Source organism: Vibrio sp. 1180_3 (assembly GCF_029478545.1).
GTDB classification, from domain to species: Bacteria; Pseudomonadota; Gammaproteobacteria; order Enterobacterales; family Vibrionaceae; genus Vibrio; species Vibrio aestuarianus.
In genome coordinates, this window is record NZ_SJFM01000005.1 from 139,015 (window position 1) to 163,510 (window position 24,496).

Genomic DNA, 24,496 nt, shown 5'->3' on the forward strand with positions numbered 1-24,496 from the left:
TAAATAAGTACTTGCCAAAATTTCGGTTAGAGCACATATTCAGTGTAAGCAAAAACCAGATTTTAAGTTAATATAGGCAGCCATGCTGTTATCCACTACCAAGTGGGTGCAGAGCCAATAGATGAGTGTGGAGATACAAGAGTGATTAGTGTTTTCCTTGTAGATGATCACGAGCTGGTTCGCACAGGGATACGACGTATTATTGAAGACGTCCGTGGAATGAACGTAGTAGGGGAAGCTGTCAGCGGTGAAGAATCTGTAAAATGGTGTCGCAACAATCATGTCGACGTTGTTTTAATGGATATGAATATGCCGGGGATCGGTGGTTTAGAAGCAACGAAAAAGATTTTACGTTTTAACCCAGACGTAAAAATTATAGTGTTGACTGTTCATACTGAAAACCCGTTTCCTACCAAAGTGATGCAAGCAGGAGCCGCCGGTTATTTAACCAAAGGGGCTGGTCCTGACGAAATGGTTAATGCGATTCGGATAGTGAATAGCGGTCAACGCTATATTTCACCAGAGATCGCTCAGCAAATGGCATTAAGCCAATTTTCACCAGCTTCTGAAAATCCATTTGCTGATCTCTCAGAAAGAGAGTTGCAGATCATGATGATGATCACTAAAGGTCAGAAAGTGACGGATATTTCTGAGCAGCTTAACCTTAGCCCTAAAACGGTGAACAGTTATCGCTACCGTCTATTTAGCAAACTGGCTATTAATGGTGATGTAGAGTTGACTCACTTAGCTATTCGACACGGAATGTTAGACACTGAGACTCTGTAGTGACGACTCCGTTTGATTCGGCTGCTTTCCTTAAAACAGTCACTAATCAGCCCGGTGTGTACAGAATGTATAACGCCGAGGCTGATATTATTTATGTTGGCAAAGCTAAAGACCTCAAAAAGCGCCTTTCTAGTTACTTTCGGAAAAACATCGATAGCGAGAAAACGCGCGCGCTTGTTAGCCATATCGCCAAAATTGACGTTACCGTAACGCATACTGAAACGGAAGCGTTGATCCTCGAACACAATTATATTAAGCAGTATTTACCTAAATACAATGTGTTATTGCGCGATGACAAGTCTTATCCGTATATTTTTATCAGTGGGCATAAACACCCTCGGCTCTCTTTGCACCGAGGTGCAAAAAAGCGCAAAGGAGAGTATTTTGGCCCGTATCCTGACTCGGGTGCGGTTCGGGAATCTTTGCATCTCATCCAGAAAATATTCCCAGTACGGCAGTGTGAGGATACGGTGTACAGTAACCGAACGCGACCGTGTCTAATGTATCAAATTGGCCGTTGTGCTGCGCCTTGTGTCAGCAGCATCATTTCTGATCAACAGTATGCTGAGTTAGTCAATTTCGTGCGCTTATTCTTACAAGGCAAAGACAATCAAGTATTGGAAATCTTGATTCAGAAAATGGAGCAAGCGAGCCAAACGCTTCAATTTGAGCAAGCGGCTCAATTTCGAGACCAAATTCAAGCCATACGACGCGTTCAAGAGCAACAGTTCGTTTCCGAAGATAGCATGGACGATATGGATGTCTTAGGTTTTGCTCAAGAAAGTGGCATTGCGTGTATTCATATTTTAATGATCCGCCAAGGTAAAATCCTCGGAAGCCGCAGCCATTTCCCTAAAATTCCCAATAACACCACTCAAGAAGAGGTGTTCGATAGCTTTTTAAGTCAATACTATTTAAACCACAATGAGGCTCGTACGATCCCTAGCCGCATTATTTTAAATTCAGGATTGCTTGAAGATGCAAAGCCATTACAAGATGCATTGCAAAGTGTCGCTGGTCGTAAAATCTCTTTTCATGTCAGTCCTACTGGTACACGTGGTCGATACTTGAAATTGGCGAACACCAATGCATTGACCGCAATTACAACCAAAATTAATCATCGGATGACCATCGGCCAGCGCTTTAAAGCACTTCAGTCGGTATTAGGCGTTGAAAATATTATGCGCATGGAGTGTTTTGATATTTCGCACACCATGGGAGAAAGCACCATTGCATCTTGCGTGGTCTTTAATCAAGAAGGTCCGGTGAAGCAAGAATATCGTCGTTATAACATCACTGGTATTACCGGAGGTGATGACTACGCCGCGATGGGGCAGGTACTAGAACGTCGATATTCAAAACAAATTGATGTCGAAAAAATACCGGATGTGATTTTTATTGATGGCGGTAAAGGCCAACTCAATCGAGCGCATCAAATCATCACCACGCATTGGCAAGATTGGCCTAAAAGGCCGATATTGATTGGTATCGCTAAAGGGATAACTCGTAAACCGGGCTTGGAAACACTGGTGACTATAGAAGGTGAGGAGTTTAATCTTCCTAGTGATGCGCCTGCTTTACACCTTATCCAACATATTCGGGATGAAAGCCACAACCATGCCATTGCTGGTCATCGAGCTAAGCGCGGAAAAACCCGTAGAACGAGTGCGTTAGAAGAGATTGAAGGGGTAGGACCAAAGCGCCGACAATCCTTATTAAAGTATATGGGTGGATTACAAGAGTTGAAGCGGGCAACTGTTGAAGAAATCGCCAAAGTGCCGGGGATCAGCCATTCTTTAGCTGAAAACATTTATCAGGCATTGAAACAATAAGTAAAATGACGCAACATTAACGCGCCATGGATAAGAGCCTAAAAATATGCGTTTAAATATTCCCAACATTTTGTCTTTGCTACGACTTTTCCTAATACCGGTATTTGTCGTTGTATTCTACCTTCCTTATGGCTGGGGGCCTTTTGCGGCAGCAATGGTGTTTTGGGTCGCAGGGTTTACCGATTGGCTTGATGGAATGTTGGCGCGTAAACTAGGCCAAACCTCTCGTTTTGGTGCTTTTATCGATCCTGTTGCTGATAAAGTCTTAGTTGCTACAGCGCTTATTTTGATTACTGAACATTATCATAGTATTTGGATTACCATTCCTGCGGTCACAATGATTGCTCGTGAAATTATTATCTCCGCACTAAGAGAGTGGATGGCAGAAATTGGCAAACGTGCAAGTGTCGCTGTTTCTTGGGTGGGGAAAGTTAAAACCGGTACGCAGATGTTCGCACTATGGATCCTTATCTGGCGCTATGATGATTGGATGGTCTGGTTAGGTTATGCCGCGCTTTATGTCGCCACAGTTTTGACCTATTGGTCTATGGCTCAATATTTGATGGCGGCCAAAGATGACCTCCTCAATGAAGAACATCATTAAATAACGGGCTACGGCCCGTTTTTTACGTTTAGTCGGTTCTGTTATCGGTTTTTATCTGCGGTAAAGTACAGTTATCTCATAGAAATGACGCCATATTTTGCTATTAAATTGAGCAAATCAGCCGTTTTTGAATGCAAAGTAGTCAAACGATTTAAAAACTAAAAAAATAGTGTTGACTCATTTCATCGAATCCGTAGAATGCATCCCGTACTCAAGAGGAACGCAACAAAGTAGCGCTTCGATTGAAGTAACAGAGGCGCGTTGGCAGAGGGGCTATGCAGCGGATTGCAAATCCGTGGACCTCGGTTCGACTCCGGGACGCGCCTCCATTTGCGACACTAGCTCAGTTGGTAGAGCGCAACCTTGCCAAGGTTGAGGTCACGAGTTCGAACCTCGTGTGTCGCTCCAAAATTTTGCGATATTGAATCTAATTTCGATATCTTTAAGATGGTGTTACTTAATTTTGTAAACAGCATCGCAATCAAGAATTGCGTGCCCTGGTGGTGAAATTGGTAGACACAAGGGATTTAAAATCCCTCGACTTTCGAGTCGTGCCGGTTCAAGTCCGGCCCGGGGCACCATCTTTTAACTGCATAAGCAGTATGCGACACTAGCTCAGTTGGTAGAGCGCAACCTTGCCAAGGTTGAGGTCACGAGTTCGAACCTCGTGTGTCGCTCCAAAATTAAAGCCTCAGCAGAAATGCTGGGGCTTTTTTACATCTAAATACTCAGCATTTTTCCTTGCGCGTAGCGCAACCTTGGCAAGTTTGAGGTCAAGCTTTTAGTTCAAAAGAAAGCGAACCTCGTGTGTCGCTCCAAAATTAAAGCCTCAGCAGAAATGCTGGGGCTTTTTTACATCTAAATATTCGGCATTTTTCCTTGTGCGTAGCGCAACCTTGACAAGGTTGAGGTCACGCTTTTGTTCCCCTATCTTAAATTTCTAATCTGTGATCGATGATGCTGATAGAGAACATATAGTTTTCATTTCTGACTCAGTGGCTGTGAATAAATTGATATATAATTCCACTACACCCTTCCTATTTGAAGTTGCAGCGGTGTTGGCTACGTTTGCTCACCCCAATCACATAGTTTGTCTATGCTCATGGGGATTCTCTCACTTGCCGCCTACCTGCAACTCCTAGTAGTTTGGGTATATATTTTCATGGATTAGTGTTTATTGTCTGTATGGTTGCAGGCTTTATGGGTGGATAGTGTGACGAAATCATTTCTTTGGGATAAACATTTTGAAACGGGAATTGGTGATGTTGATGAACAACATCAATATTTGGTTGGGATCATCAACCAATATGGTGCGCTTATTTCTGAAAATAATATTGCAGAAGAAGATGTTCGAGTCGCACTTTTTGAACTTTCTCGATATGCCGAATTCCATTTTAAGGAAGAAGAGCAATTGATGAGAAACAAAGGAGTTTATCCTAGCCATATAGAACAGCATATTAAGGTCCATAGAGCTTTTATGGCTGAAGTTGCGAGTATGCAGAGTTTTATTCATCAACAGGATGACGGCTCGGCAGAACAATTGTTGGATTTTTTAATTCACTGGTTGGCTTATCACATACTCGGTATTGATCAAAACTTGGCTCGGCAGATAAAGGCTATTGAGTCAGGTCTATCGTCTGAAGAAGCGTACAGACAAGAAGAACGGCAGCGAGACTCTGCAACAGAGCCACTGTTAAATGCGTTGAATGGTTTATTTGAACAAGTATCGATGCGCAATAAGGAGCTACTAAAACTCAACCAATCACTTGAATATAAAGTTGAGGAACGGACTAAACAGCTATTAGAGGCGAATAAACGTTTAGAAGAGTTGTCGCTAACCGATGCACTGACGTCGCTTCCTAATCGCCGTAGTGCTATGCATCACTTGCATGTATGTTGGACAGAAGCTGTGCAACATCGATATCCATTAGTTTGCATCATGATCGATGCCGATCATTTTAAAGTAATTAATGATAGCTGTGGTCATGATGCAGGAGATAAGGTGTTGATTGAGCTGGCTCACGAATTAAAATATGCCTTCCGTAGTGATGACATTGTATGTCGTCTTGGGGGCGATGAGTTTTTCGTTATATGCCCGCATACTGATCTAAAAGGCGGTCTGCATATCGCTGAATCAACGCGCCAACGTGTTTCCAAAATGCGTGTTAGTACAGGGGCAACAGATTGGCGTGGAAGTATCAGTATTGGTGTCGCGGCAATCAGTGCCGATATGAAAATATACGATGAATTAATCAAAGAGGCGGATAACGCACTGTATAAGGCTAAACAAGCTGGTAAGAATTGCGTTTATCCAACGATGTAACTAAAGCTCCTTGATCATCCAGACATCGCAACCATTGTGCTCCGTACCCACCATCGGCTCATTTAAGTGGGAAAACCCAAGTTTCTCATATAGACGAATGGCCGATGTCATATTGGATAATGTGTCTAAATAACACGATTGATAGCCCATATCTTTAGCGTATTTCATGCAGGTTTTACTGAGTTTTATCCCTAATCCGTGGCCGCGCCTTTCAGGCAACAAGAACAATTTTTTGAGTTCGCAAACCTCTTGACTGCTATTAAATGCAGCGATACCAGCCCCCCCCATTACTTTTCCATCCATTTTTGCGACCAGATAAATACTTTTTGTTTCTATGCCGTAGTATTGGCTCATTTGTTCAACTTCTGCATCTGAAGGGCCAAAACCCTCACCAACAGCGCCAAATTCTGCACCTACCGATTTGATGATGTGACAGATATCTTGATCATCGGTGGGTGTGATTTCGGTAATGGTAATGTCCATATGTGTTTCTCTTATTAAACATGATTGTTTGGGTATAGTTATTGGTCTTACGAATGGAAATATCAAGCTATTGATAGACGTATGGACCGCGACAAATCAACAAAGCAAAGATAATGTGTTTTTTTTCATCAATAGAAAGGCTTGATATCATTTCAATTTGGCTTTAGTTGTGGCTTTAGATACTATGTGTAGCTATCTGAAAAATACAAAACATCCGATACGGACACTACCAACGGGTAGATGAGGAAACGATGCAACATCTAGAAGAGATTATTGCTAATGCGACCGCTGCGATCAACGCGGCGGATTCGTTAGTCGCACTTGATGAAGTGCGTGTTCAGTACCTAGGCAAAAAAGGCGAGTTAACGACTCAACTCCAAAGCTTAGGTAAATTGCCACCAGAAGAACGTCGTGCAGCAGGTCAAGAGATCAACGTTGCAAAAGGAACGGTTCAACAAGCGATTGCCGCTCGTAAAGATGAGCTACAACGTGCTGAACTAGAAGCGAAATTAGCCGCTGAAACCATCGATGTTACTTTGCCTGGTCGCCGTATTGAAAATGGTGGTCTTCACCCAGTGACTCGCACGGTTGAGCGTATTGAGCAATTCTTTGGTGAGCTTGGTTTTAATACTGAGTCTGGTCCAGAAATTGAAGATGCGTTTCACAACTTTGACGCGTTGAATATTGCGGAAGATCATCCAGCTCGTACTGATCACGACACCTTCTTCTTCAACCCTGATTTGATGCTGCGCACCCATACTTCTGGTGTGCAAATTCGTACCATGGAAAACGGCAAGCCACCTTTCCGCTTTATCGCTCCAGGTCGCGTTTACCGTAATGATTACGATCAAACTCACACGCCAATGTTCCACCAAGTAGAAGGTATGTTAGTTGATGAGAATGTAAACTTTGCGCAGCTAAAAGGTATTCTCAACGATTTCCTATGTAATTTCTTTGAAGAAGAAGTTGAGGTTCGTTTCCGCCCGTCTTATTTCCCGTTTACAGAGCCTTCAGCAGAAGTGGATGTAAAAGGTAAAAACGGTAAGTGGCTTGAAGTTTTAGGTTGCGGTATGGTCCACCCGAATGTACTTCGTAGTGTTGGTATTGACCCTGAAAAATACTCTGGTTTTGCTTTCGGTATGGGTGTTGAACGTTTGACGATGCTTCGTTATGGCGTGAATGACCTACGTGCGTTCTTCGAGAACGACTTACGTTTCCTTAAACAGTTCAAGTAATTCAAAGGGTAGAGATACAATGAAATTCAGCGAATCATGGCTTCGTGAGTGGGTAAGCCCTGCGGTTACAACTGACGAGTTAACACACCAAATCACAATGGCTGGCTTAGAAGTAGACGATGTTCTACCTGTAGCTGGCGAATTCACTGGCGTAAAAGTAGGCCAGGTAGTTGAGTGTGCTCAACACCCTGACGCAGACAAATTGCGCGTCACCAAAGTTGACGTTGGCGAAGAAGAGCTACTGGACATCGTTTGTGGTGCATCTAACTGCCGTCAAGGAATTAAAGTTGCCGTGGCTACGGTTGGCGCCGTGCTGCCAGGTGATTTCAAAATCAAAAAAGCAAAATTACGTGGTCAACCTTCTCACGGTATGCTTTGCTCATTTACTGAGCTAGGTATTGACGTTGAATCAGATGGTATTATGGAATTGGCTGAAGATGCCGTTATCGGTACCGATTTCCGTGAATTCCTTAATCTCGATGATGTAACGGTAGACGTAGATTTAACCGCTAACCGTGCAGACTGCTTCAGTATTCGTGGTCTTGCGCGTGAAGTGGGCGTTCTAAACCGTGCAGATGTTACAGAGCCAATGGCTAAAGGTGTTACGCCATCTATTGATGATGTTGTCGCTATTGATGTGCAGGCACCAGCGGCGTGTCCACGTTATCTTGGCCGAGTGGTTAAGAACGTGAATGTTCAAGCGCAAACTCCACTATGGATGCAAGAAAAACTGCGTCGTTGTGGTATTCGTTCTATCGACCCTGTCGTGGATATTACGAACTACGTCTTGCTAGAACAAGGTCAACCAATGCATGCTTTTGATCTGGCTAAGATCGATGGTGGTATTGTCGTTCGTTTGGCTGAGCAAGGTGAAAAGCTGACGCTTCTTGATGGCACAGAAGCTGAATTAAATGCCGATACACTCGTAGTTGCCGACCACAGTAAAGCATTAGCGATTGCAGGTATTTTTGGTGGCGAAGGTTCGGGCGTTAGTTCAGAAACAAAAGATGTATTGCTAGAGTGTGCATTCTTTGCTCCGGATCATATTCGTGGTCGTGCGCGCAGTTATGGTTTACATACAGATTCTTCAATGCGTTTTGAACGTGGTGTTGACTATGCACTACAAGCAAGCGCAATGGAGCGCGCAACGGAGCTTCTAGTTGAAATCTGTGGTGGTGAAGTCGCGCCTGTGGTTGCTGTAGAGTCTGCAACAGACCTTCCAACGCCAAATACGGTTACATTACGTCGTACTAAGTTAGACAATTTACTAGGCCACTCTATCTCAGATGCTGATGTTGTAGAGATTCTACAGCGCCTTGGTTTGTCGGTAGAAGTAACTAATGAAGGTTGGAGTGCAACCGCACCGACATGGCGTTTCGATATTGCGATAGAGCAAGACTTGGTCGAAGAAGTCGGTCGTATATACGGTTACAACAACATCCCAAATCAAGCCCCTATTGCTGCATTGAGCATGAATGATCATAAAGAAGCTAACTTACCGCTTAAACGCGTTCGTAACCTTCTGGTTGATCGTGGTTATCATGAAGCTATTACTTACAGCTTTGTTGAACCTGAACAGCAAAAGTTAGTGGTTCCTGGTGTTGAGCCATTGGTTCTGCCAAATCCAATCTCTGCGGATATGTCAGCAATGCGCCTAGGTTTAATTCAAGGTCTATTAAATACCGTTGTTCATAACCAAAAACGTCAGCAGCCACGTGTTCGTTTATTCGAATATGGCCTGCGTTTTATTCCTGAAGCAACGGCAGAAAATGGCATGCGTCAAGAACCGATGCTAGCGGGTGTTATCTCTGGCACTCGTGGTGAAGAGCATTGGAATATGGAAACGGCAACGGTTGACTTTTTTGACTTGAAAGGCGACCTAGAGGCGATTCTAGAACTAACGGCTAATGGTAAAGCATACAGCTTTACCGCAGTTAAGCACCCTGCGTTACACCCTGGACAATCTGCTGCGGTTATTGTTGATGGTGAAGTTATTGGTGTTATTGGTACTGTGCATCCAGAACTTGAACGCAAATTCGGTTTGAATGGTCGTACGGTTGTATTTGAAATCGAGTGGTCTGCAATTGACAGCCGAGTAATTCCAGAAGCGGTTTCGCTTTCTAAGTTCCCATCTAACCGTCGTGATATCGCATTGGTTGTCGATGATTCAGTAGCATCCGGTGACATAGTAAATGCATGTCGCGCTGCAGGTGGTGAACTGCTAAAAGATGCAAAACTGTTTGACGTTTACGTAGGCAAAGGTGTGGAAGAGGGTAAGAAGAGCTTGGCTATTGCGCTTAGCCTTCAGTCGCTTGAACGCACATTAGAAGAAGCCGATATTGTCAACGCGGTAGATGCGATTGTCTCTGCCGTTGGTGAGCAATATGGTGCCGCACTGCGTGATTAATCACTAGTTAATAAATTAGCTATAGGTAGCAGGCTCACTAGAGCCTGCTTTTTTTTATTGCGTTGAACAATGAATTTTCCAGCCAACAAGTCTATGATTTTATAGAAAATAAATTTTTTCATAAAAAATTTTGATAGTCATCCATAGTGTGAAATTCTGTGTTGGTTTGTAAATTCGACATAACCCACTAAATTATCAGTACTTTTTTGAAATCTTTAATGTCAAACACTAGCTATATAGCCATGATATGCGTCTTTTTGATGAAATTATTAATTTTGTTGAGAATAAAAAAGTTGGCGAAAATCAGAAGCTTGGCATACACTTTTCAAGTAGAGCCGATATGTTGTTGATTGGCTAAGCGAAAATGCTTTGGTGCTGCTGACAGGCAGCAAGGTTTAACATAGCTTTGAGGGAAGTTTTATGGCGCTCACAAAGGCCGAATTGGCTGAAAACCTGTTTGAAAAGCTTGGATACAGTAAACGGGATGCCAAGGAAACGGTTGAAGTGTTTTTCGAAGAGATTCGCAAGGCGCTTGAAAGTGGCGAACAGGTAAAACTATCTGGTTTTGGTAATTTTGACCTTCGAGACAAGAATGAACGTCCGGGTCGAAACCCAAAAACAGGTGAGGATATTCCTATCTCCGCTCGACGTGTCGTAACGTTCCGCCCAGGGCAGAAATTGAAAGCCCGAGTCGAGAACATTAAAGTCGAAAAATAGACCGAGCAATAGACCACGCCTAGCGTGGTCTTTTTGCATTTATCTTAAGTGGAGTCTTAAGCTGCTTGAATATGAGTGGTTATATAGGGTTGCCATGCATTTTGATAAAGCTCTATAGATTGACGTCTGAACTGATTTATCTTCGCCATTTCAAATTCATTCAACGCACGGCGTTCGCTGGCAGCATTACGCTCAAATTGTTGAATTTTTTCATACAACTCATGCTCTGGGCCATTTTTCACATCGGCAATCGCTTTGAGGTGTAATTGTACCTCTGCAATGACATTGGTCTTAGGCAGTTGTATTAGCAAGTTTAAATCGCGATAGCCAGAAGCGCCTGGTGATTTAAAGCGATTTTTTACTTTAACAATCGTCGCTTCACGGTTTAATACTTCATAAGCTTCAACTAGGCTAGGCACGTCGTTAGCGACAATGGTTGCTCGAGCTAAATCGGTAATCCTATCTGCGCGTCCATCGAGTTCATGTTCAATTTTTGTCAGTGCTCGATCTCTTGATTTAACACCCGCGAAATATGCTTCAGTTGACGTTAATAGCGCTGCACTCTTACATAGAGTTTCAAGTTCAAACTGAGCTTGATGCGCTTTGCTATAGAGTACTTCAAAATCGTTATAAGGTTGTAAGGGCTGAGTGTTGATCGATTGAATTCCGTAGAGACCGCTAAGGCTATGTTTGAAGAGTTTTGATGATAATTGATCTTGTTGAGATTCGTTGATTTCAGGAGTACTTTCCGGAATCAGTGGAACGGCAGCAAACGCTGGTGCACGGCTTAATACCAGTAGCATCAATGCTGTGGTACGTAGAAATAAGCTCATTGACTCTCCTTACGGGACGTTTAGGCAAAAGGGAAACTTAAAAGATCCTAAAAACGTCTAGTCCGAATTCTGTAACGAACCGGAGATATCTAAAGATTATCTTGGGTTCAATCAGTGAAACTCAATCTTGATGAATCAGTAAAACTGTTAACTTTGAAGTTGCTCACGTAGTTTGACGTTGAGGCAGTGGTTTTGTTCTCATCAAGTTGTAACCAAGTATATCGGGTGAAGATTAACCAAACATGAATGAATTTGTTTTGATGCTACCAGATGCGCAATAGATAGGTTAGGCTAGTTAACTTACGTCGTTTAACGGCACGTATACATGAGTGATGAGAGCAAGCAATAAGATGAAAGATCCTGAATTTTGGCACAACAAATGGGCTGCTAACCAAATAGGTTTCCACTTAGAGGATGTAAACCCGTTGTTGATTGAGTTTTGGGGGTATACTAAGCCGCAGCGAGAAGATAGTGTATTTGTTCCTTTGTGCGGAAAGAGTGAAGATCTAATTTGGTTAGCCTCCAAGCACGATGCCGTTCAAGGTGTAGAGCTGAGTGAAATCGCGGTTCGTTCATTTTTTTCCGAACATTTTTATACACCACAAGTGACACGCATTAACAGTTGGCATGAACTTTACCAGTTTGATGAATTATCGATCTATTCAGGTGATTATTTTACAGCCCCTATGGAAGCGGTTGATATCATCTATGATCGAGCAGCTTTGGTTGCTTTACCGCCAGAAATGCGAATTGAATATGCAAATAGGCTAAAATCACTTTTAAAGCCCAAAGGTCGTATTTTGCTGGTTAGTTTGGATTATGTGCAAGATGAAATGCCTGGCCCTCCTTTTAGTGTGTCTGAAGAGGAAATACGCCAGTTGTATTCGGGTTATACAGTGACCCATTTATCACGTGATGATGCTGATGAATCACACCCTAAAATCAATAAGCAAGGGTTGACTCGTTTTGCTGAAGACGTATGGCTTATTGAAGCAAATTAAATAGTAAAATAGGCAGGGTATCTGCCTATTTTACTTAGAGGTCAATATAAGTTAATAAATGACTTTGACTTTTTTGGCACTATCAATCGCATCTTCAATTGCGCTTTCAATACAAGAGCGACGCGTCAAGGTCACACCGAGTCGACGTCGGCCATCAATGTCAGGTTTACCAAACAAGCGAATTTGAGTTTTCGGCATGGCAAGAGCTTCATCAATGCCATCAAAGCGAATATTGTTTGATGAACCTTGTCCAAGAATTACCGCTGAAGCGCTGGGACCATATTGAGTGATGGAGTGGATTGGCATGCCGGTAAAAGCTCGCACGTGCAAAGCAAATTCAGACATGTCCTGAGAAATTAAGGTCACCATTCCTGTATCATGCGGGCGAGGTGAGACTTCATTAAAAATCACTTTATCACCCTTTACGAACAGTTCTACTCCAAACAGACCGTAACCGCCCAATTCATTCACAACTTGTTCTGCTACGTACTCTGCGGCTTTAATGGCATTAGCTGACATCGCTTGAGGCTGCCAAGATTCGCGGTAGTCACCGTCTTCTTGGCGATGTCCGATTGGGGCGCAAAAGTGCACACCATCAACGGCACGCACAGTGAGTAGCGTAATTTCGTAGTCAAAATCGATAAAACCTTCAATGATGACTCTACCAGCTCCTGTTCGGCCGCCTTCTTGAGCGTAAGTCCATGCCTTTTCCACATCCTCGGAAGACTTGATCACACTTTGTCCTTTACCAGACGAGCTCATGACGGGTTTTACTACGCATGGAATCCCAACTTGTTCTACTGCTGCGATAAAATCGTCGTGACTGTCGGCAAACTGGTAAGGCGATGTCGGTAAGGAGAGTGTTTCTGCGGCAAGGCGACGAATTCCTTCTCGGTTCATCGTCAGTTGAGTAGCTTTAGCTGTAGGGACAACGTTAAGGCCTTGCGCTTCCAATTCGACAAGTTTACTGGTGGCAATCGCTTCGATTTCTGGTACAACGTAGTCTGGTTTTTCTAGTTCAATGATTGCTTGTAACGCATCACCATCGAGCATATCTATTACATGGCTACGGTGTGCAATTTGCATCGCTGGTGCGTCGGCATAACGATCACATGCGATCACTTCTAAACCCAAACGTTGACATTCAATCGCCACTTCTTTACCTAATTCTCCTGAACCAAGCAGTAAAACGCGAGTGGCATTTTCACGTGTAGCAGTACCAAACATAGTGAATCCTTACATTCATGCAAAAAGTAATAGCGAAAACAGCCAGAATGATACTGAAAATCAGCACAAAAGCAAACGTTTGCTTTTGTGCTGCAATCAATGTTTTTAGCGCATGTTAAAGAGTTCATTATGAAAATGACAGCGATCTAACCCCATGCTGATTAACTGCTCTTTGAGCGTTTGGCCAAAAATTTTTGGGCCACAAAAACTCACTTCACCTTGTTGTAAATCTAATTGGTTTGCGATTCGTTGGGCACATAAACGTTGGTTATGACTGGCGGTATACACTTGCAACGTCACATTGGGTAGTTTTGGAACCAGCCGATTGAGTAATTCAACAAAATATTGTTGATGGTCTGATTCACGGCAGTAATAGAGTGTGATGTGCTGGCTATTATTATGGGGAGTAGAGCTAAGTCTTTGTAACCAAGCAAGAAAAGGTACGATACCAATGCCAGCTCCAACCCATACTTGCTCACGACTAGTGGGTATGTTGAATTTCCCATATCCACCTTCAACCGTTACCTTTTGTCCCACGAAGATAGAGGTGACTAAGTGGTGGGTATAATCACCAAGATCTTTTACGGCAAACTCAATGTGATTGTTATGCCTCTGGTAAGACAAAATGGAAAATGGGTGAGGTGGCTCTTTATCATCAAAACTTAAATAAGCAAACTGCCCAGCTTGGTAAGAGAGAGGTTTAGATAGCTGAATTGAAAAGTGCACAATATCACCATGACCGCTTTCATCTAAGATCGGTTGAACATGGCTAACTTGCCCGGTCACTTTGTTTGCTTGCCCGATGCGTCCTGATAAGGAGATCAGGGCGCAAACCGAACCAAGTAGCGCTAGGCTAACAATGACGATATTCATGCCCATCGTTTCCGAACTAATATCAATTAAGACAATGGAGTGGAACGCTCCGGCCATGAAGATGACACCGCCAAGTTTGTGTGTGAATTTGAAATGGCGATAGCTGATCGCCTGAAACAAACTGATTCCAACAAAAATAACGAATGCGTAGAAAGCGAACTCTCCCACATCTTTAGCTAGTGCGGCCCAAGGAATAGCATCTTGTATTTGGTGGATACGATTTTGTCGGTGCGGTCGTTCGAGCCAACCCAATAATATTAGCCATTTGGGAATTTTCATAAGTAGCCAATGGCAGGTTAAAGCTATTGTGGCATGTATCCCGAGCGATTTATGTACCGCGTAGCTTTTATCCAGCCCGTCTAGCCATTGCTCCACTTTCGAAAAGCGCATTGCGGTCAGCATTGCAACACTCATATAGGCTAAAGCAAGGAAGCCAGTCAAGATAACAAAGTGATGTCGCCAGTAGAAGAAGTCTACGGTGTTATCCCATGTCACCACCACTGAGGGCAACCAAAGCAATAGGCAAACCAAGAAGATCATTTTCATGACTGATAACCCACAAAATTGACATGGTTATTATCTTAGACCTCTGGTGATGCTCTGTGAACCTAATTCACCAATCTTTACATTCAATGGTTCTTGCTTGTTCTATAAGTAAGATAAACTATAGCAAGAGGGCAACAGTGAGTAGAATTGGTAGTGTAATTAGGCAAAAGAAATTACCAAACAATACCATTGACGCGACGTTTGTTGGTTCAATATTAAAACGTTCTGCAAACAGATAGTTCATGACGGCAGGGGGGAGCATGGTGAACAAAACCATCATTTGTAGCTGCATAGTGGGTAATGGAATGAAGTAGTAAATCAGCAGAAAACTCACTGCCCCAGTGGCTAAAGATAACAAGCTAGAAATCGCCCCGACTTTGAACCCTGATAATTTCAAATTGATCATCTGAGAACCGAGAGAAATTAACATCACGGGAACCGCGGCTTGCCCCAGTAATGATGTCGCTTCATAAAGAGGTTTCCAAACGGTAATGCCCGATACATTCAATGTCATAGCAATAGCGGCAGCGATGAATAACGGCGTAGAAATGATCTGCTTAAATGGATTGCCTTTACTAAGAAGTGCTAGGCCAAGGCTAATATGTAGACATGCTGAAACCACAAATAATAAGACGGCTGACCCTAATGCAGACTCGCCGAATGTATAGGTGAAAAGCGGAATCGCTAAATTACCGCTATTGCGAAACATGTGTAATGGAGCCCACGCCTTATAGTTAATTTTCATCATCAAACAAATGGGAATCATCAAAAGAGCGGGGATCAAAACGGCCACTAAAGAAGCTACAATCAAGGGAAGTTGCTGAGTGTCGAGTGGCATGGTTGCTAGAGATGAAAAAACAAGAGCCGGAACGAAAGCGTCCATATTGATGCGATTAATGGGGCGAAAATCTGGTTTTTGCCAACGACCTATCATGAACCCTACGCCCACTAAGGCTATGACCGGGAAAAGAATATTAACCACTTGCTCAAACATAAATCAATCCGTTGATCTTTAAATGAAACCCTTACGCTAAATTAACAGCCTTTCACAATGCCGTCATGGTTTTGAAGGGATTTTTATTAAATGGTATGAGTATCGCTTGTTGTTTTTCCGCCAATAAAAAATCCCCGATTGCTCGAGGATTTTTTATGCCACTATGATGTGGTTAAACCATCAGGTAGGAAACGGGAATGTCAGGGTTAATCACTTCGAGAGTTGATTGTGTATCTGCGAGGTGACTAATATTTCCCTCGGCCATTTCTACTAGTGCCGCGGAAGTAATTTGGTCAAAACTCTCACCGCTCATCATTAACTGTGTCAAGGCAACTTGTAGTGGTGGTAGGCTCGGATTGAAAGCCGCGTTTTCAGCATAAGAGCCAATAAAGGTTTTGCCACTTTCGACTCGTAAGGCAACACCGCTTAGGTTCTTTGTGTAAGGAGCATAGCTGCGGTTTAGACCTGTTAGCGCGGCCAGTATTAATTGATCACCCTCACTGGTCATTTTGCCATGATCTGCACTCGCCATCAGGCCTGATTCGATACCAAGATCAGAAGGTCCGAAGGAATCAGGTAAGTATTCATCGAGAGATTTTTCGTCACGTTCTGGCAATTGGATGGTCAGTGATTTAGCGGTGGTTAGCTCATTCATAAATTGACGGCAGTGACCACATGGGCTGAAATTCACGGTGACATCAGTTATACCTTGTTCACCTTTCATCCAAGCGTGGCTGATTGCGCACTGTTCCGCATGAACGGTTTGGCCTAACTGTGCGCCGGAAAACTCCATATTGGCACCAAAATATAAGCGACCGGATAAGCCTCTTACAATTGCTCCCACATAGAAGTTAGAAAGTGGCACATAAGCATAAGCTGCAGCGAAAGGCAGCAAGGCGAGGCGTAATTCCGAGTCTTCTAATCCAGATATTGCAAGCAACTGCTCAAACTGTTCTGGTGATAGAGTTGCATCAAAGTCATCTGACAGCATAATAGCGGCCAAAAACTCTGCAATCGGTTTTGGTGTATCAGCTAGTGCTTGTTCAATACGGCTTTTCATAGTGAATCCTTATCAATGTATTGAAGTCTATTCTAGGTGACAAATGAAAATTCTCCGTGATTGTGATCACATTGATAAATGTAACGATATTTCATTTTTCATAATTAGAGTGAGGTCACACATGATATCGATTGCAGCCTGAGATTAAGTGAAAGATGTCAAATACTTCCTGTCAATGTTTGTTTGTAATCTATCGGTTATTGTAATGATTATAGGCTTGCTAACCACACTGAAAAGGCAAAAAAGCTTGGCGCTAAAACCGATGTAATGACACCGCACACGACTAAAGCCAGAGAGCTGAAAGCGGCATCACGAGGATCTTTCTCAGCACAGGTGGCGGTACCCAAGGCGTGCGATACGGTTCCCATTGTTAATCCTTTAGCGATCGGGTGCGTAATACCTAACAGGTTATAGATAGGGTAGGCGAGAATCGCTCCAAATAATCCAACTATAACCACCAAAATGGCGGCAACCGCAGGTTCTCCTCCTAAGTTACTCGACACTTCCATTGCGATCGGTGTAGTTACGGATTTACCCAGCAAACTGGCGATTAACTGAATATCGGCTTGCATATACACAGCGATCATACTGGCGGTCAGCATCGACATAACACTGCCTACACCACAGGCCAATGTAATGATGCGCCAGTTCAAACGTATTTGTGGCAGTTGTTCATACAAAGGATAAGCAAGGGCTACCACGGCAGGTTGCAATAGCAAACTTAACCATTGATTATCTGCATAGTAGGTTTCAAAAGGGACTTTAAAAAACAGCAAAATAGGAATAATGATTACAAGGCTGATTAATAAAGGGTTCATCAGTGGTGTTTTGCATTTTTTGCTAAGCCAGCGCGTGAAAAAAAACACCAAGATAGTTACTAGCAGCCACATTACTTATTCCCCTTTTTCAAAAAACGATCCAGCAGCCAGCCAAGAGAAACAAGCACAATTAATGTGCCACCAACGGCACTAGCAAGTATCGGTAACGCATTGTTAATGAGTATCTCAAAATGCTCCATTAAGCCAACGCTTATCGGAACAAAAAGCAAAATCATGTAACGAATAAACAGGCTAGCACTTGGTTTAACCCACTCTACAGGGACCAATCCACTGGCCATTAGTGCAAATAGGATCAGCATACCAATGATGCTGCCTGGAATAGAGATACCAAGCCAAGTTTGTAGGTTAATGCCCGCTAGTAGGCAAAGTAGAATTAGGCCTAATGAGACAATGTATTTTGCGAATGTATTCAACATAAAAAATTGTGCCGTGTCTAAGTCAGAAACGTTGAGTGCTGTTGGTTAACAAGGTAAGACTGAATGAGCTAGGCAACCGCTTCGCATGCTGTTGCCTAAATAGTTAAATCGTCTTACTGCCAGCTAGTCATATTTTCAACGGGTAATAGTTTCCACGTAATGGTAAACGGATTTTAAAATAGCGATTTTCTTTTCGTCACTCTCATAGGTATGAACTAAGTTTTCCAAATTGAGGCTATATTCTTCAATACGATTTTCAAAATATTCACGGCAATATGCAGCCCAACGCTGTTGTTCTTCATCGCTCAGTGTCAAAGGGTAGTTGCGCGCGCGATAACGAAATAGTAGGGGCTCAATCCGTTTATCACTAAAGCTAATCTCTAAAGCAGATAAATTTACCGGGTCGGTCTCACGGATAATATCCATAGCGGCTTTATCCGAAGGCGAAAAGAATCCGTCATACAGCTGGCTATCGACATCATCATTGGCCGGATACTCTCGCTCGATACTGTAAAGGCCAACCAGTTTTTCTCGGATTTCAGGGTGTTGTTTAATCACGGCTAAGTTTTGCAAACATACCGTTCGATCAATCCCTATCTTTTCTGCATTTTCCGCGGTTAACGTTTTGGCCGGTGCTAAAATGGGGCATTTATTAAGGTGCACCAGCTTGATTGGTACGGGCAGCTCATCCGGTGCAAGATCGTCTCGTTTTGTGTATAAGCGTTGCTGTAACTCTTTGACGTTTAGGTCTATCAATGGTTGCGGGTTTTTCGCAAGATCAACCACAATCACCGCGTTTTGGTTAGTGGGGTGCCAGGCGATTGGTACGATCCAACTGGTGTATTGGCATTCACGGCCGAGCATGCCAGAAACGTGCATCAGTGGCGTCATGTTGACTATATCAACGAGGTCATTGAGTTTACGTTTGTGGCGCATATTGAAAAAGTAATCAAACAACTTAGGCTGCGCGGCTTTGACTTTTTTTGCAAGTTCGATAGTAGCGATAACATCGGCCATTGCATCATGAGCATTCGCGTGTTCGATACCGTTAGCGACAGATAAATGCTCTAATTTAAAACTGGTGAACCCATCTTCATTTTCTGGCCAGTTGATACCCTCTGGACGTAATGCATGGCATGCACGCATAACATCAAGTAAATCCCAACGTGAATTGCCTTTTTGCCAGCTCCATGCATACGGATCAATAAAATTTCGGTAGCAAGTGTAGCGTGTGACTTCGTCGTCAAATCGAATGCTGTTATAGCCAAGGCTGGTGGTATTAGGGGTTGATAGCTCAGCGTGTATTTTAGCTATAAATTCTGGCTCGCTAATACCATGACTCATCGCTTTTTGTGGGGTAATACCAGTAATAAGCGCCGCTTCTGGAGAGGGGAGGTAATCAGCAGGAAGTTGGCAATAGATAACCAACGGCTCGCCAATAATATTGAAATCCATGTCGGTGCGAACACCAGCAAATTGGCTAGGGCGATCCTTTGCTGGGCTTACTCCCCAAGTTTCATAATCAAAAAAGAAGAAAGTAGGCGTGTGCTCTTGTCGCATTCAATAGTATCCAGTTGCTGAAAGGTTAGGTTTATTAGACCATTGCCCGTCTTACATAGCAATGTGTGAAGCGATATGGATCTGTAATCATCAGCGAAAAAGAAAAAACCGATGCATAGGCATCGGTTGTTCACGAGTAATCAACAGTAAGCGCTTACGCTTGCTGCTGTTGTACTTGTGGTCTTTTATCACCAAGCAGACGGCTAGTAATTGTCCCCGCAGTCATCGCCCCTGAGACATTCAATGCGGTACGAGCCATGTCGATCAGTGGTTCGATCGAGATAAGCAAAGCGGCAATTGTTACAGGTAAACCCATGGCAGGTAGTACGATAAGCGCCGCAAAGGTTGCGCCGCCACCCACACCGGCAATGCCAAACGAACTAATCGCAATAATACCAACAAGAGACAAAATAAAGTGGATGTCCATTGGGTTAATACCAACCGTCGGCGCAACCATTACCGCTAGCATTGCAGGGTAAATCCCCGCACAACCGTTTTGGCCAATTGTCGCACCAAAAGAAGCGGAGAGATTTGCTATTGCTGGTGGAACATTAAGTTTAGTGATCTGAGCTTCTACGTTCAAAGGAATGGTGGCCGCAGAGCTGCGTGAAGTAAACGCGAAAGTCAGTACTGGCCAAATTTTTTGGAAATACTCTTTTGGGTTTACACCGACAAACGACACTAATATGCCATGTACGACAAACATAAGTGCAATTGCGACGTAAGATGCGACGATAAAGCCGAGTAAGTTCAGAATGTCACCAGCGCTTGATGTTGCAACAACCTTCGCCATTAAAGCGGCAATACCATAAGGGGTCAGCGCCATAACCATTTTTACTAGACGCATCACAATTGATTGCGCCGCTTCAACAAAAGTGCGAATCGGAGACGCGAGCTCCTCTTTTTCTTGCATCACTTTTCGTGCTGCAACACCGGTTAGCACACCAAAAATCACCACGGCAATGATAGAGGTCGAACGAGACCCTGTTAAATCAGCAAAAGGATTAGTTGGAATAAAGCTCAATAGCATTTGAGGAATGGTGAGATCACTCACCGTTGAAACTCGACTTTCCAATACCGCAATGCGCGCGGTTTCTCGTGCACCTTCAACCAAACCTTCGGCGGTGAGGCCAAAAGTTTGTGTGACAGCAACACCAATCAACGCAGAGATTGCAGTTGTGAACAGGAGGATAGAAATTGTCAGTCCCGAGATTTTACCCAGTGAGCCACCTTTATCTAATTTCACCACCGCGGCGATCATGGAAACTAAGACCAACGGCATGATGACCATTTTTAGTAGCCCAACGTAACCGTTACCAACAACATTTACCCAGCTTAATGTTTCTTTGATGATAGGGTTACCTTCACCAAAAACGAGCTGTAAAGCGAGACCAAAGGCACTACCAAAGATTAAACCGAGGAGCACTAGGCGAGAAAGAGTGTGGGCTTTTTTCTGTTGTCCGAATAGAAAAAACAGAATGCCAACAAATACCGCTAATGAGGCGATAACTGCAACTGACATGTGAGACATCCTTAAAAACTGGGGTACCCAGTGCGATAACGTTGCATTTTTAAAACAACTTCACCGACTTTGGGTTTTATAAAAGAAAGAGTAATTGAGGGTGAACATATCGGACAAATAGCGTGAATGAAAATATGAAATAAATATTATTTAGAACAAAAGGTTATCAATACCTTTGTTTTGATTGATTTTAATGCACTTTGGTTGAAATCTGACTTATTTATCGGTATTTGTTAAGCAGTGTTAACATCTCGGAAGAATGTAGAACTTCAATATGGCGAACTTGCTGTTGAAAAAGGCTATATAAAAGGCTTCGCGCTACATCTTGAGCTGAGATCGGAATTAGGTTTCTCATCCGTCCGACCAATAGTGGTTTCATCAAGCAAAGGATACGCTGTGTCCATTTTTCATCGGTACGTTCAATAGCTCTTTTGCCAACCAGTGGTCCAGGCCTAACAAAGGTTATTTGTTCAAAACCCATGCGACGTATAGCTTCTTCCATACGTCCTTTACATCTTAAGTAATGAGATGATGATCGTACTTTGGCCCCAAGGCTTGAAACCACCGCTAAACGCTTTACGCCAAGTGTTTTCATAGTTTGCGCGACTTGGCATACTAATTCGTAGTCTATTTTTTCTAACCCCTTTTTTGAGCCTGCTTGTTTTAATGTAGTGCCTAAAGTAATAACACCAAGCTCGGGGCTGATATTTTCTTCATCCCAATGAGTGATTTGTAAATCAGCTTGAATAAACTCGTGCAGTTTCTTGTGTTTAATTCCAGAGCTTTTTCGTACCAGCGAATAGATACGAGAGACGGCTTGTTCCTTTAGCATCATTTCTAGCACGTGCTGTCCAACCAGACCTGACGCACCAGCCATGATCACAGCCATACTTCGCTTATCCATCGTTGCCTCTATTTTTTTCTACTTATCGTTATTGTATGTCAATACAGATTACTTGCGTGTATTTCTGTTAGGGGGTTTAGCCGATGGTATCTCAGTATAGCAGTACTATTATTTTAGAATTAGTGCTTAAGTAACATTGCATACTCACATTTATTAACTAACTTATTAATATGGAGGGGTAAAATAAGCCTCAACAAAACACAGGGATAAGGTGTACCAACGATGAAAATTAAATCCAAACTTCTGCTCGGATTGGTCTCTGCGACTATTATCCCTGTTGCGATTGTTTCAACAGTAATGGTGATGAACTTACGTGCGCAAGCTGTTGGTGATTTTATTGAACGAAGTCATGGGGAAATGAGCCAGGTTGATAACGCCATCGCCATCTATTTTTCGGGTATTGAGCAAAATGTAAAAATGTTAGCAAACTCGCCTTCATTACAAAAAGTGGACAGTTCCATTACCCAATATATTGATAAACAATCAGTAACGATGACACCAGATCAAAATGGCATAGTGGAGCGTGGAATTTATCAACAGCTCGATCTCATGGGTAAGTCACATAAGGGCTACGCTTACGTTTATATGGGGACGAGAGAGGGGGGATACATACAATGGCCAACAGGTAAAGCATCAAACAACTACGACCCTCGTGTTCGTCCATGGTACAAAACCGCGATGTCCAATCCAGGAGAGATAAAACGCACTCAAGCTTATTACTGGGAGCCTGATGATGCAACAATTGTCAGTAACGTGCTTTCTTTCAATACAAGTACAACTCAAAATGCTGGCGTAGTTGCAATTGATGTATCGCTAAAAACGCTTACCGATATTGTCAAGGAGATAAAGCTAGGTGAGACCGGTTACATCATGATGGTAGAAGATAGTGGTAATGTGCTGGTTGATGCTAAAAACCCCAACAATAATTTTAAAGCACTTAATTCTTTAGCATCAGCGTATAAAACCATAGGCCAAACCTCTTCAGGGTTTATTGATGTTCAGATTGATGGTGTCGAATATATGGCAAATGTTTTACCTTCTGAAAAATTAGGCTGGAAATTTGTCGGTCTTATCACCGCCGAAGAGGTCATGGCAGAAAGCAATAACTTAATCAAATACATTCTAGCGATTGTTTTTGTTTTGGCTGTAATTTTTATTATTGGTGCTCTTTTCTTAGCCGGATTGATAGCTAAACCACTTAGTTTGGTTTCAAAGGGGTTACAAGAGATTGCTGAAGGTGAGGGAGATTTGACTAAAGAACTGGCAATTCGTTCGAATGATGAAACTGGCCAATTAGCTGGCTATTTCAATGCTTTTTTGAAAGCAATTCGACAACTTGTACAGCAAATAGGGCAAGCTGGAGAACAAATGGGAGAATCGGCGCAAAGAGCAGCGACGATTTCTGAAGATTTATTGGCAGTTTCTCAACGCCAAAATCAAGCTGTTGAAATGGTATCAACGGCATTTAATGAGATGGTTGCAACGGCCAATGAAGTAGCAACACTCTGTAGTTCGGCGGCACAAGCCGCTAATGATAGTCAGCAATTGGTTAGTGAAGGCCAACAAAATATTCATACCGCTGTCTCTAGCGTGAATCAATTAGCCGATTATATTTCAGCATCTTCAATAACGATTGAAGAGCTCGAGGGTGATAGCCAAGGTATCACCGTGATCTTAGATACTATTCGCGGCATTGCCGAACAAACTAACCTGCTAGCATTAAATGCAGCGATAGAGGCCGCTCGTGCTGGTGATCAAGGGAGAGGGTTTGCGGTGGTGGCTGATGAGGTTCGTGCTCTTGCTAAACGCACACAGGATTCAACTGAAGAGATAAACGGTTTAGTTGTTCGTCTGCAAAATAGGACTAAAGAGGTAGCAGAACAAATGACAATTAGCTTAAATGCATCACAAAAAACAGTGATAACCACGGAATCAGTTAATGAGAGTTTCAGTGGTATTTATCAATCAGTATCAGCAATCCATGACATGAATACGCAAATTGCAACCGCAGCAGAAGAGCAACACCTTGTTGCTGAAGAAATTAATCGCAATATTCAGCAAGTGCATGAAGATACACAAAAAGTTGATGATGTATCTAGCAGAGCTCAGTTGAACTCACAAAGCCTTGCGAGTTCAGCGGTTGATTTAAATAATTTGGTGAGTAAGTTCAAAACCCACTAATAAATGGTGTTAGAACAACAAAAGACTGATCTGCTCCAGCAAGACTGGACACCACATTAAGCGACATTTTGCTGTTCAAAGTTAACAGGGCTTAGATACCCAAGAGCACTGTGCCTTCTCGTCCGATTATAATCAACCTCTATGTACTCGAAG

General features: G+C 43.0%; 21 protein-coding genes and 4 tRNA genes. 13 read left to right on the plus strand and 12 right to left on the minus strand.

What is annotated here, in order from left to right; translation table 11 throughout:
- The first annotated feature begins 141 nt into the window (after positions 1–141).
- From uvrY to EYW48_RS05225, 8 genes are all read left to right on the plus strand, one after another.
- The gene (gene uvrY / locus EYW48_RS05190; RefSeq protein WP_053309355.1) at positions 142–786 is read left to right on the plus strand and encodes a UvrY/SirA/GacA family response regulator transcription factor; all 645 of its coding nucleotides are present in this window, start codon (positions 142–144) and stop codon (positions 784–786) included.
- On the plus strand, positions 786–2,618 hold the full coding sequence (gene uvrC / locus EYW48_RS05195) for an excinuclease ABC subunit UvrC (protein WP_274678124.1): 1,833 nt from the start codon (positions 786–788) through the stop codon (positions 2,616–2,618). The genes uvrY and uvrC overlap by 1 nt, the downstream gene beginning before the upstream one ends.
- Positions 2,619–2,664: 46 nt before the next feature.
- On the plus strand, positions 2,665–3,222 hold the full coding sequence (gene pgsA / locus EYW48_RS05200) for a CDP-diacylglycerol--glycerol-3-phosphate 3-phosphatidyltransferase (RefSeq protein WP_168521808.1): 558 nt from the start codon (positions 2,665–2,667) through the stop codon (positions 3,220–3,222).
- Between the two features lie 255 nt (positions 3,223–3,477).
- Positions 3,478–3,551, plus strand: a tRNA-Cys gene (locus tag EYW48_RS05205).
- Between the two features lie 3 nt (positions 3,552–3,554).
- A tRNA-Gly gene (locus EYW48_RS05210) sits at positions 3,555–3,630 on the plus strand.
- Between the two features lie 86 nt (positions 3,631–3,716).
- Positions 3,717–3,803, plus strand: a tRNA-Leu gene (locus EYW48_RS05215).
- Between the two features lie 23 nt (positions 3,804–3,826).
- Positions 3,827–3,902, plus strand: a tRNA-Gly gene (locus EYW48_RS05220).
- A gap of 533 nt (positions 3,903–4,435) precedes the next feature.
- Positions 4,436–5,545, plus strand: a complete 1,110-nt coding sequence (locus EYW48_RS05225; protein ID WP_261927416.1) for a GGDEF domain-containing protein — start codon at positions 4,436–4,438, stop codon at positions 5,543–5,545.
- Here the strand turns inward: EYW48_RS05225 and EYW48_RS05230 are convergent, their stop codons facing one another.
- The gene (locus EYW48_RS05230; protein WP_277431968.1) at positions 5,546–6,028 is read right to left on the minus strand and encodes a GNAT family N-acetyltransferase; all 483 of its coding nucleotides are present in this window, start codon (positions 6,026–6,028) and stop codon (positions 5,546–5,548) included.
- Between the two features lie 251 nt (positions 6,029–6,279).
- Between EYW48_RS05230 and pheS the strand changes: the two genes are divergently transcribed.
- From pheS to ihfA, 3 genes are all read left to right on the plus strand, one after another.
- A complete protein-coding gene (pheS, locus tag EYW48_RS05235; RefSeq protein ID WP_053309359.1) occupies positions 6,280–7,263 on the plus strand; it encodes a phenylalanine--tRNA ligase subunit alpha in 984 nt (327 codons plus the stop codon).
- Positions 7,264–7,282: 19 nt separating this feature from the next.
- Positions 7,283–9,670 (plus strand): phenylalanine--tRNA ligase subunit beta, encoded by a 2,388-nt coding sequence (gene pheT / locus EYW48_RS05240; RefSeq protein WP_277431969.1) that lies wholly within the window; start codon positions 7,283–7,285, stop codon positions 9,668–9,670.
- Between the two features lie 420 nt (positions 9,671–10,090).
- The gene (ihfA, locus tag EYW48_RS05245; protein ID WP_053309362.1) at positions 10,091–10,387 is read left to right on the plus strand and encodes an integration host factor subunit alpha; all 297 of its coding nucleotides are present in this window, start codon (positions 10,091–10,093) and stop codon (positions 10,385–10,387) included.
- A 56-nt stretch (positions 10,388–10,443) separates the two neighbouring features.
- Here ihfA and EYW48_RS05250 read toward each other — a convergent pair whose 3' ends face one another.
- On the minus strand, positions 10,444–11,220 hold the full coding sequence (locus tag EYW48_RS05250) for a phosphoribosylglycinamide formyltransferase (RefSeq protein ID WP_176245719.1): 777 nt from the start codon (positions 11,218–11,220) through the stop codon (positions 10,444–10,446).
- A 350-nt stretch (positions 11,221–11,570) separates the two neighbouring features.
- Between EYW48_RS05250 and EYW48_RS05255 the strand changes: the two genes are divergently transcribed.
- Positions 11,571–12,221, plus strand: a complete 651-nt coding sequence (locus tag EYW48_RS05255) for a thiopurine S-methyltransferase (RefSeq protein WP_176245720.1) — start codon at positions 11,571–11,573, stop codon at positions 12,219–12,221.
- Positions 12,222–12,272: 51 nt separating this feature from the next.
- Here the strand turns inward: EYW48_RS05255 and purT are convergent, their stop codons facing one another.
- The 9 genes from purT to EYW48_RS05300 all read right to left on the minus strand — a co-directional run bounded on the left by purT (position 12,273) and on the right by EYW48_RS05300 (position 22,162).
- Positions 12,273–13,448 (minus strand): formate-dependent phosphoribosylglycinamide formyltransferase, encoded by a 1,176-nt coding sequence (gene purT, locus EYW48_RS05260; RefSeq protein WP_277431970.1) that lies wholly within the window; start codon positions 13,446–13,448, stop codon positions 12,273–12,275.
- A 105-nt stretch (positions 13,449–13,553) separates the two neighbouring features.
- Positions 13,554–14,867, minus strand: coding sequence for a ferric reductase-like transmembrane domain-containing protein (locus tag EYW48_RS05265; RefSeq protein WP_171979623.1), 1,314 nt, complete (start codon positions 14,865–14,867; stop codon positions 13,554–13,556).
- Between the two features lie 118 nt (positions 14,868–14,985).
- Entirely contained in the window at positions 14,986–15,861 is an 876-nt protein-coding gene (locus tag EYW48_RS05270; protein WP_176245723.1) for an AEC family transporter, read from the minus strand.
- Positions 15,862–16,033: 172 nt separating this feature from the next.
- A complete protein-coding gene (gene cdd / locus EYW48_RS05275; RefSeq protein ID WP_053309368.1) occupies positions 16,034–16,921 on the minus strand; it encodes a cytidine deaminase in 888 nt (295 codons plus the stop codon).
- 209 nt (positions 16,922–17,130) lie between these two features.
- Positions 17,131–17,811: an LrgB family protein gene (locus tag EYW48_RS05280; protein ID WP_053309369.1), complete on the minus strand. Its 681-nt coding sequence runs from the start codon at positions 17,809–17,811 to the stop codon at positions 17,131–17,133.
- Positions 17,811–18,176: a CidA/LrgA family protein gene (locus EYW48_RS05285; protein WP_053309370.1), complete on the minus strand. Its 366-nt coding sequence runs from the start codon at positions 18,174–18,176 to the stop codon at positions 17,811–17,813. The genes EYW48_RS05280 and EYW48_RS05285 overlap by 1 nt, the downstream gene beginning before the upstream one ends.
- Before the next feature lie 135 nt (positions 18,177–18,311).
- The gene (sbcB, locus tag EYW48_RS05290) at positions 18,312–19,736 is read right to left on the minus strand and encodes an exodeoxyribonuclease I (RefSeq protein WP_277431971.1); all 1,425 of its coding nucleotides are present in this window, start codon (positions 19,734–19,736) and stop codon (positions 18,312–18,314) included.
- Positions 19,737–19,890: 154 nt separating this feature from the next.
- Complete coding sequence (locus EYW48_RS05295; protein WP_171979627.1) at positions 19,891–21,258, minus strand: L-cystine transporter; 1,368 nt, start codon at positions 21,256–21,258, stop codon at positions 19,891–19,893.
- Between the two features lie 220 nt (positions 21,259–21,478).
- The gene (locus EYW48_RS05300; protein WP_277431972.1) at positions 21,479–22,162 is read right to left on the minus strand and encodes an NAD(P)H-binding protein; all 684 of its coding nucleotides are present in this window, start codon (positions 22,160–22,162) and stop codon (positions 21,479–21,481) included.
- 222 nt (positions 22,163–22,384) lie between these two features.
- Between EYW48_RS05300 and EYW48_RS05305 the strand changes: the two genes are divergently transcribed.
- Positions 22,385–24,343, plus strand: a complete 1,959-nt coding sequence (locus EYW48_RS05305; RefSeq protein ID WP_261927408.1) for a methyl-accepting chemotaxis protein — start codon at positions 22,385–22,387, stop codon at positions 24,341–24,343.
- A gap of 56 nt (positions 24,344–24,399) precedes the next feature.
- Here the strand turns inward: EYW48_RS05305 and EYW48_RS05310 are convergent.
- The coding region (locus tag EYW48_RS05310) for an IS3 family transposase (protein WP_130200936.1) at positions 24,400–24,496 on the minus strand (97 nt) is incomplete at its 5' end.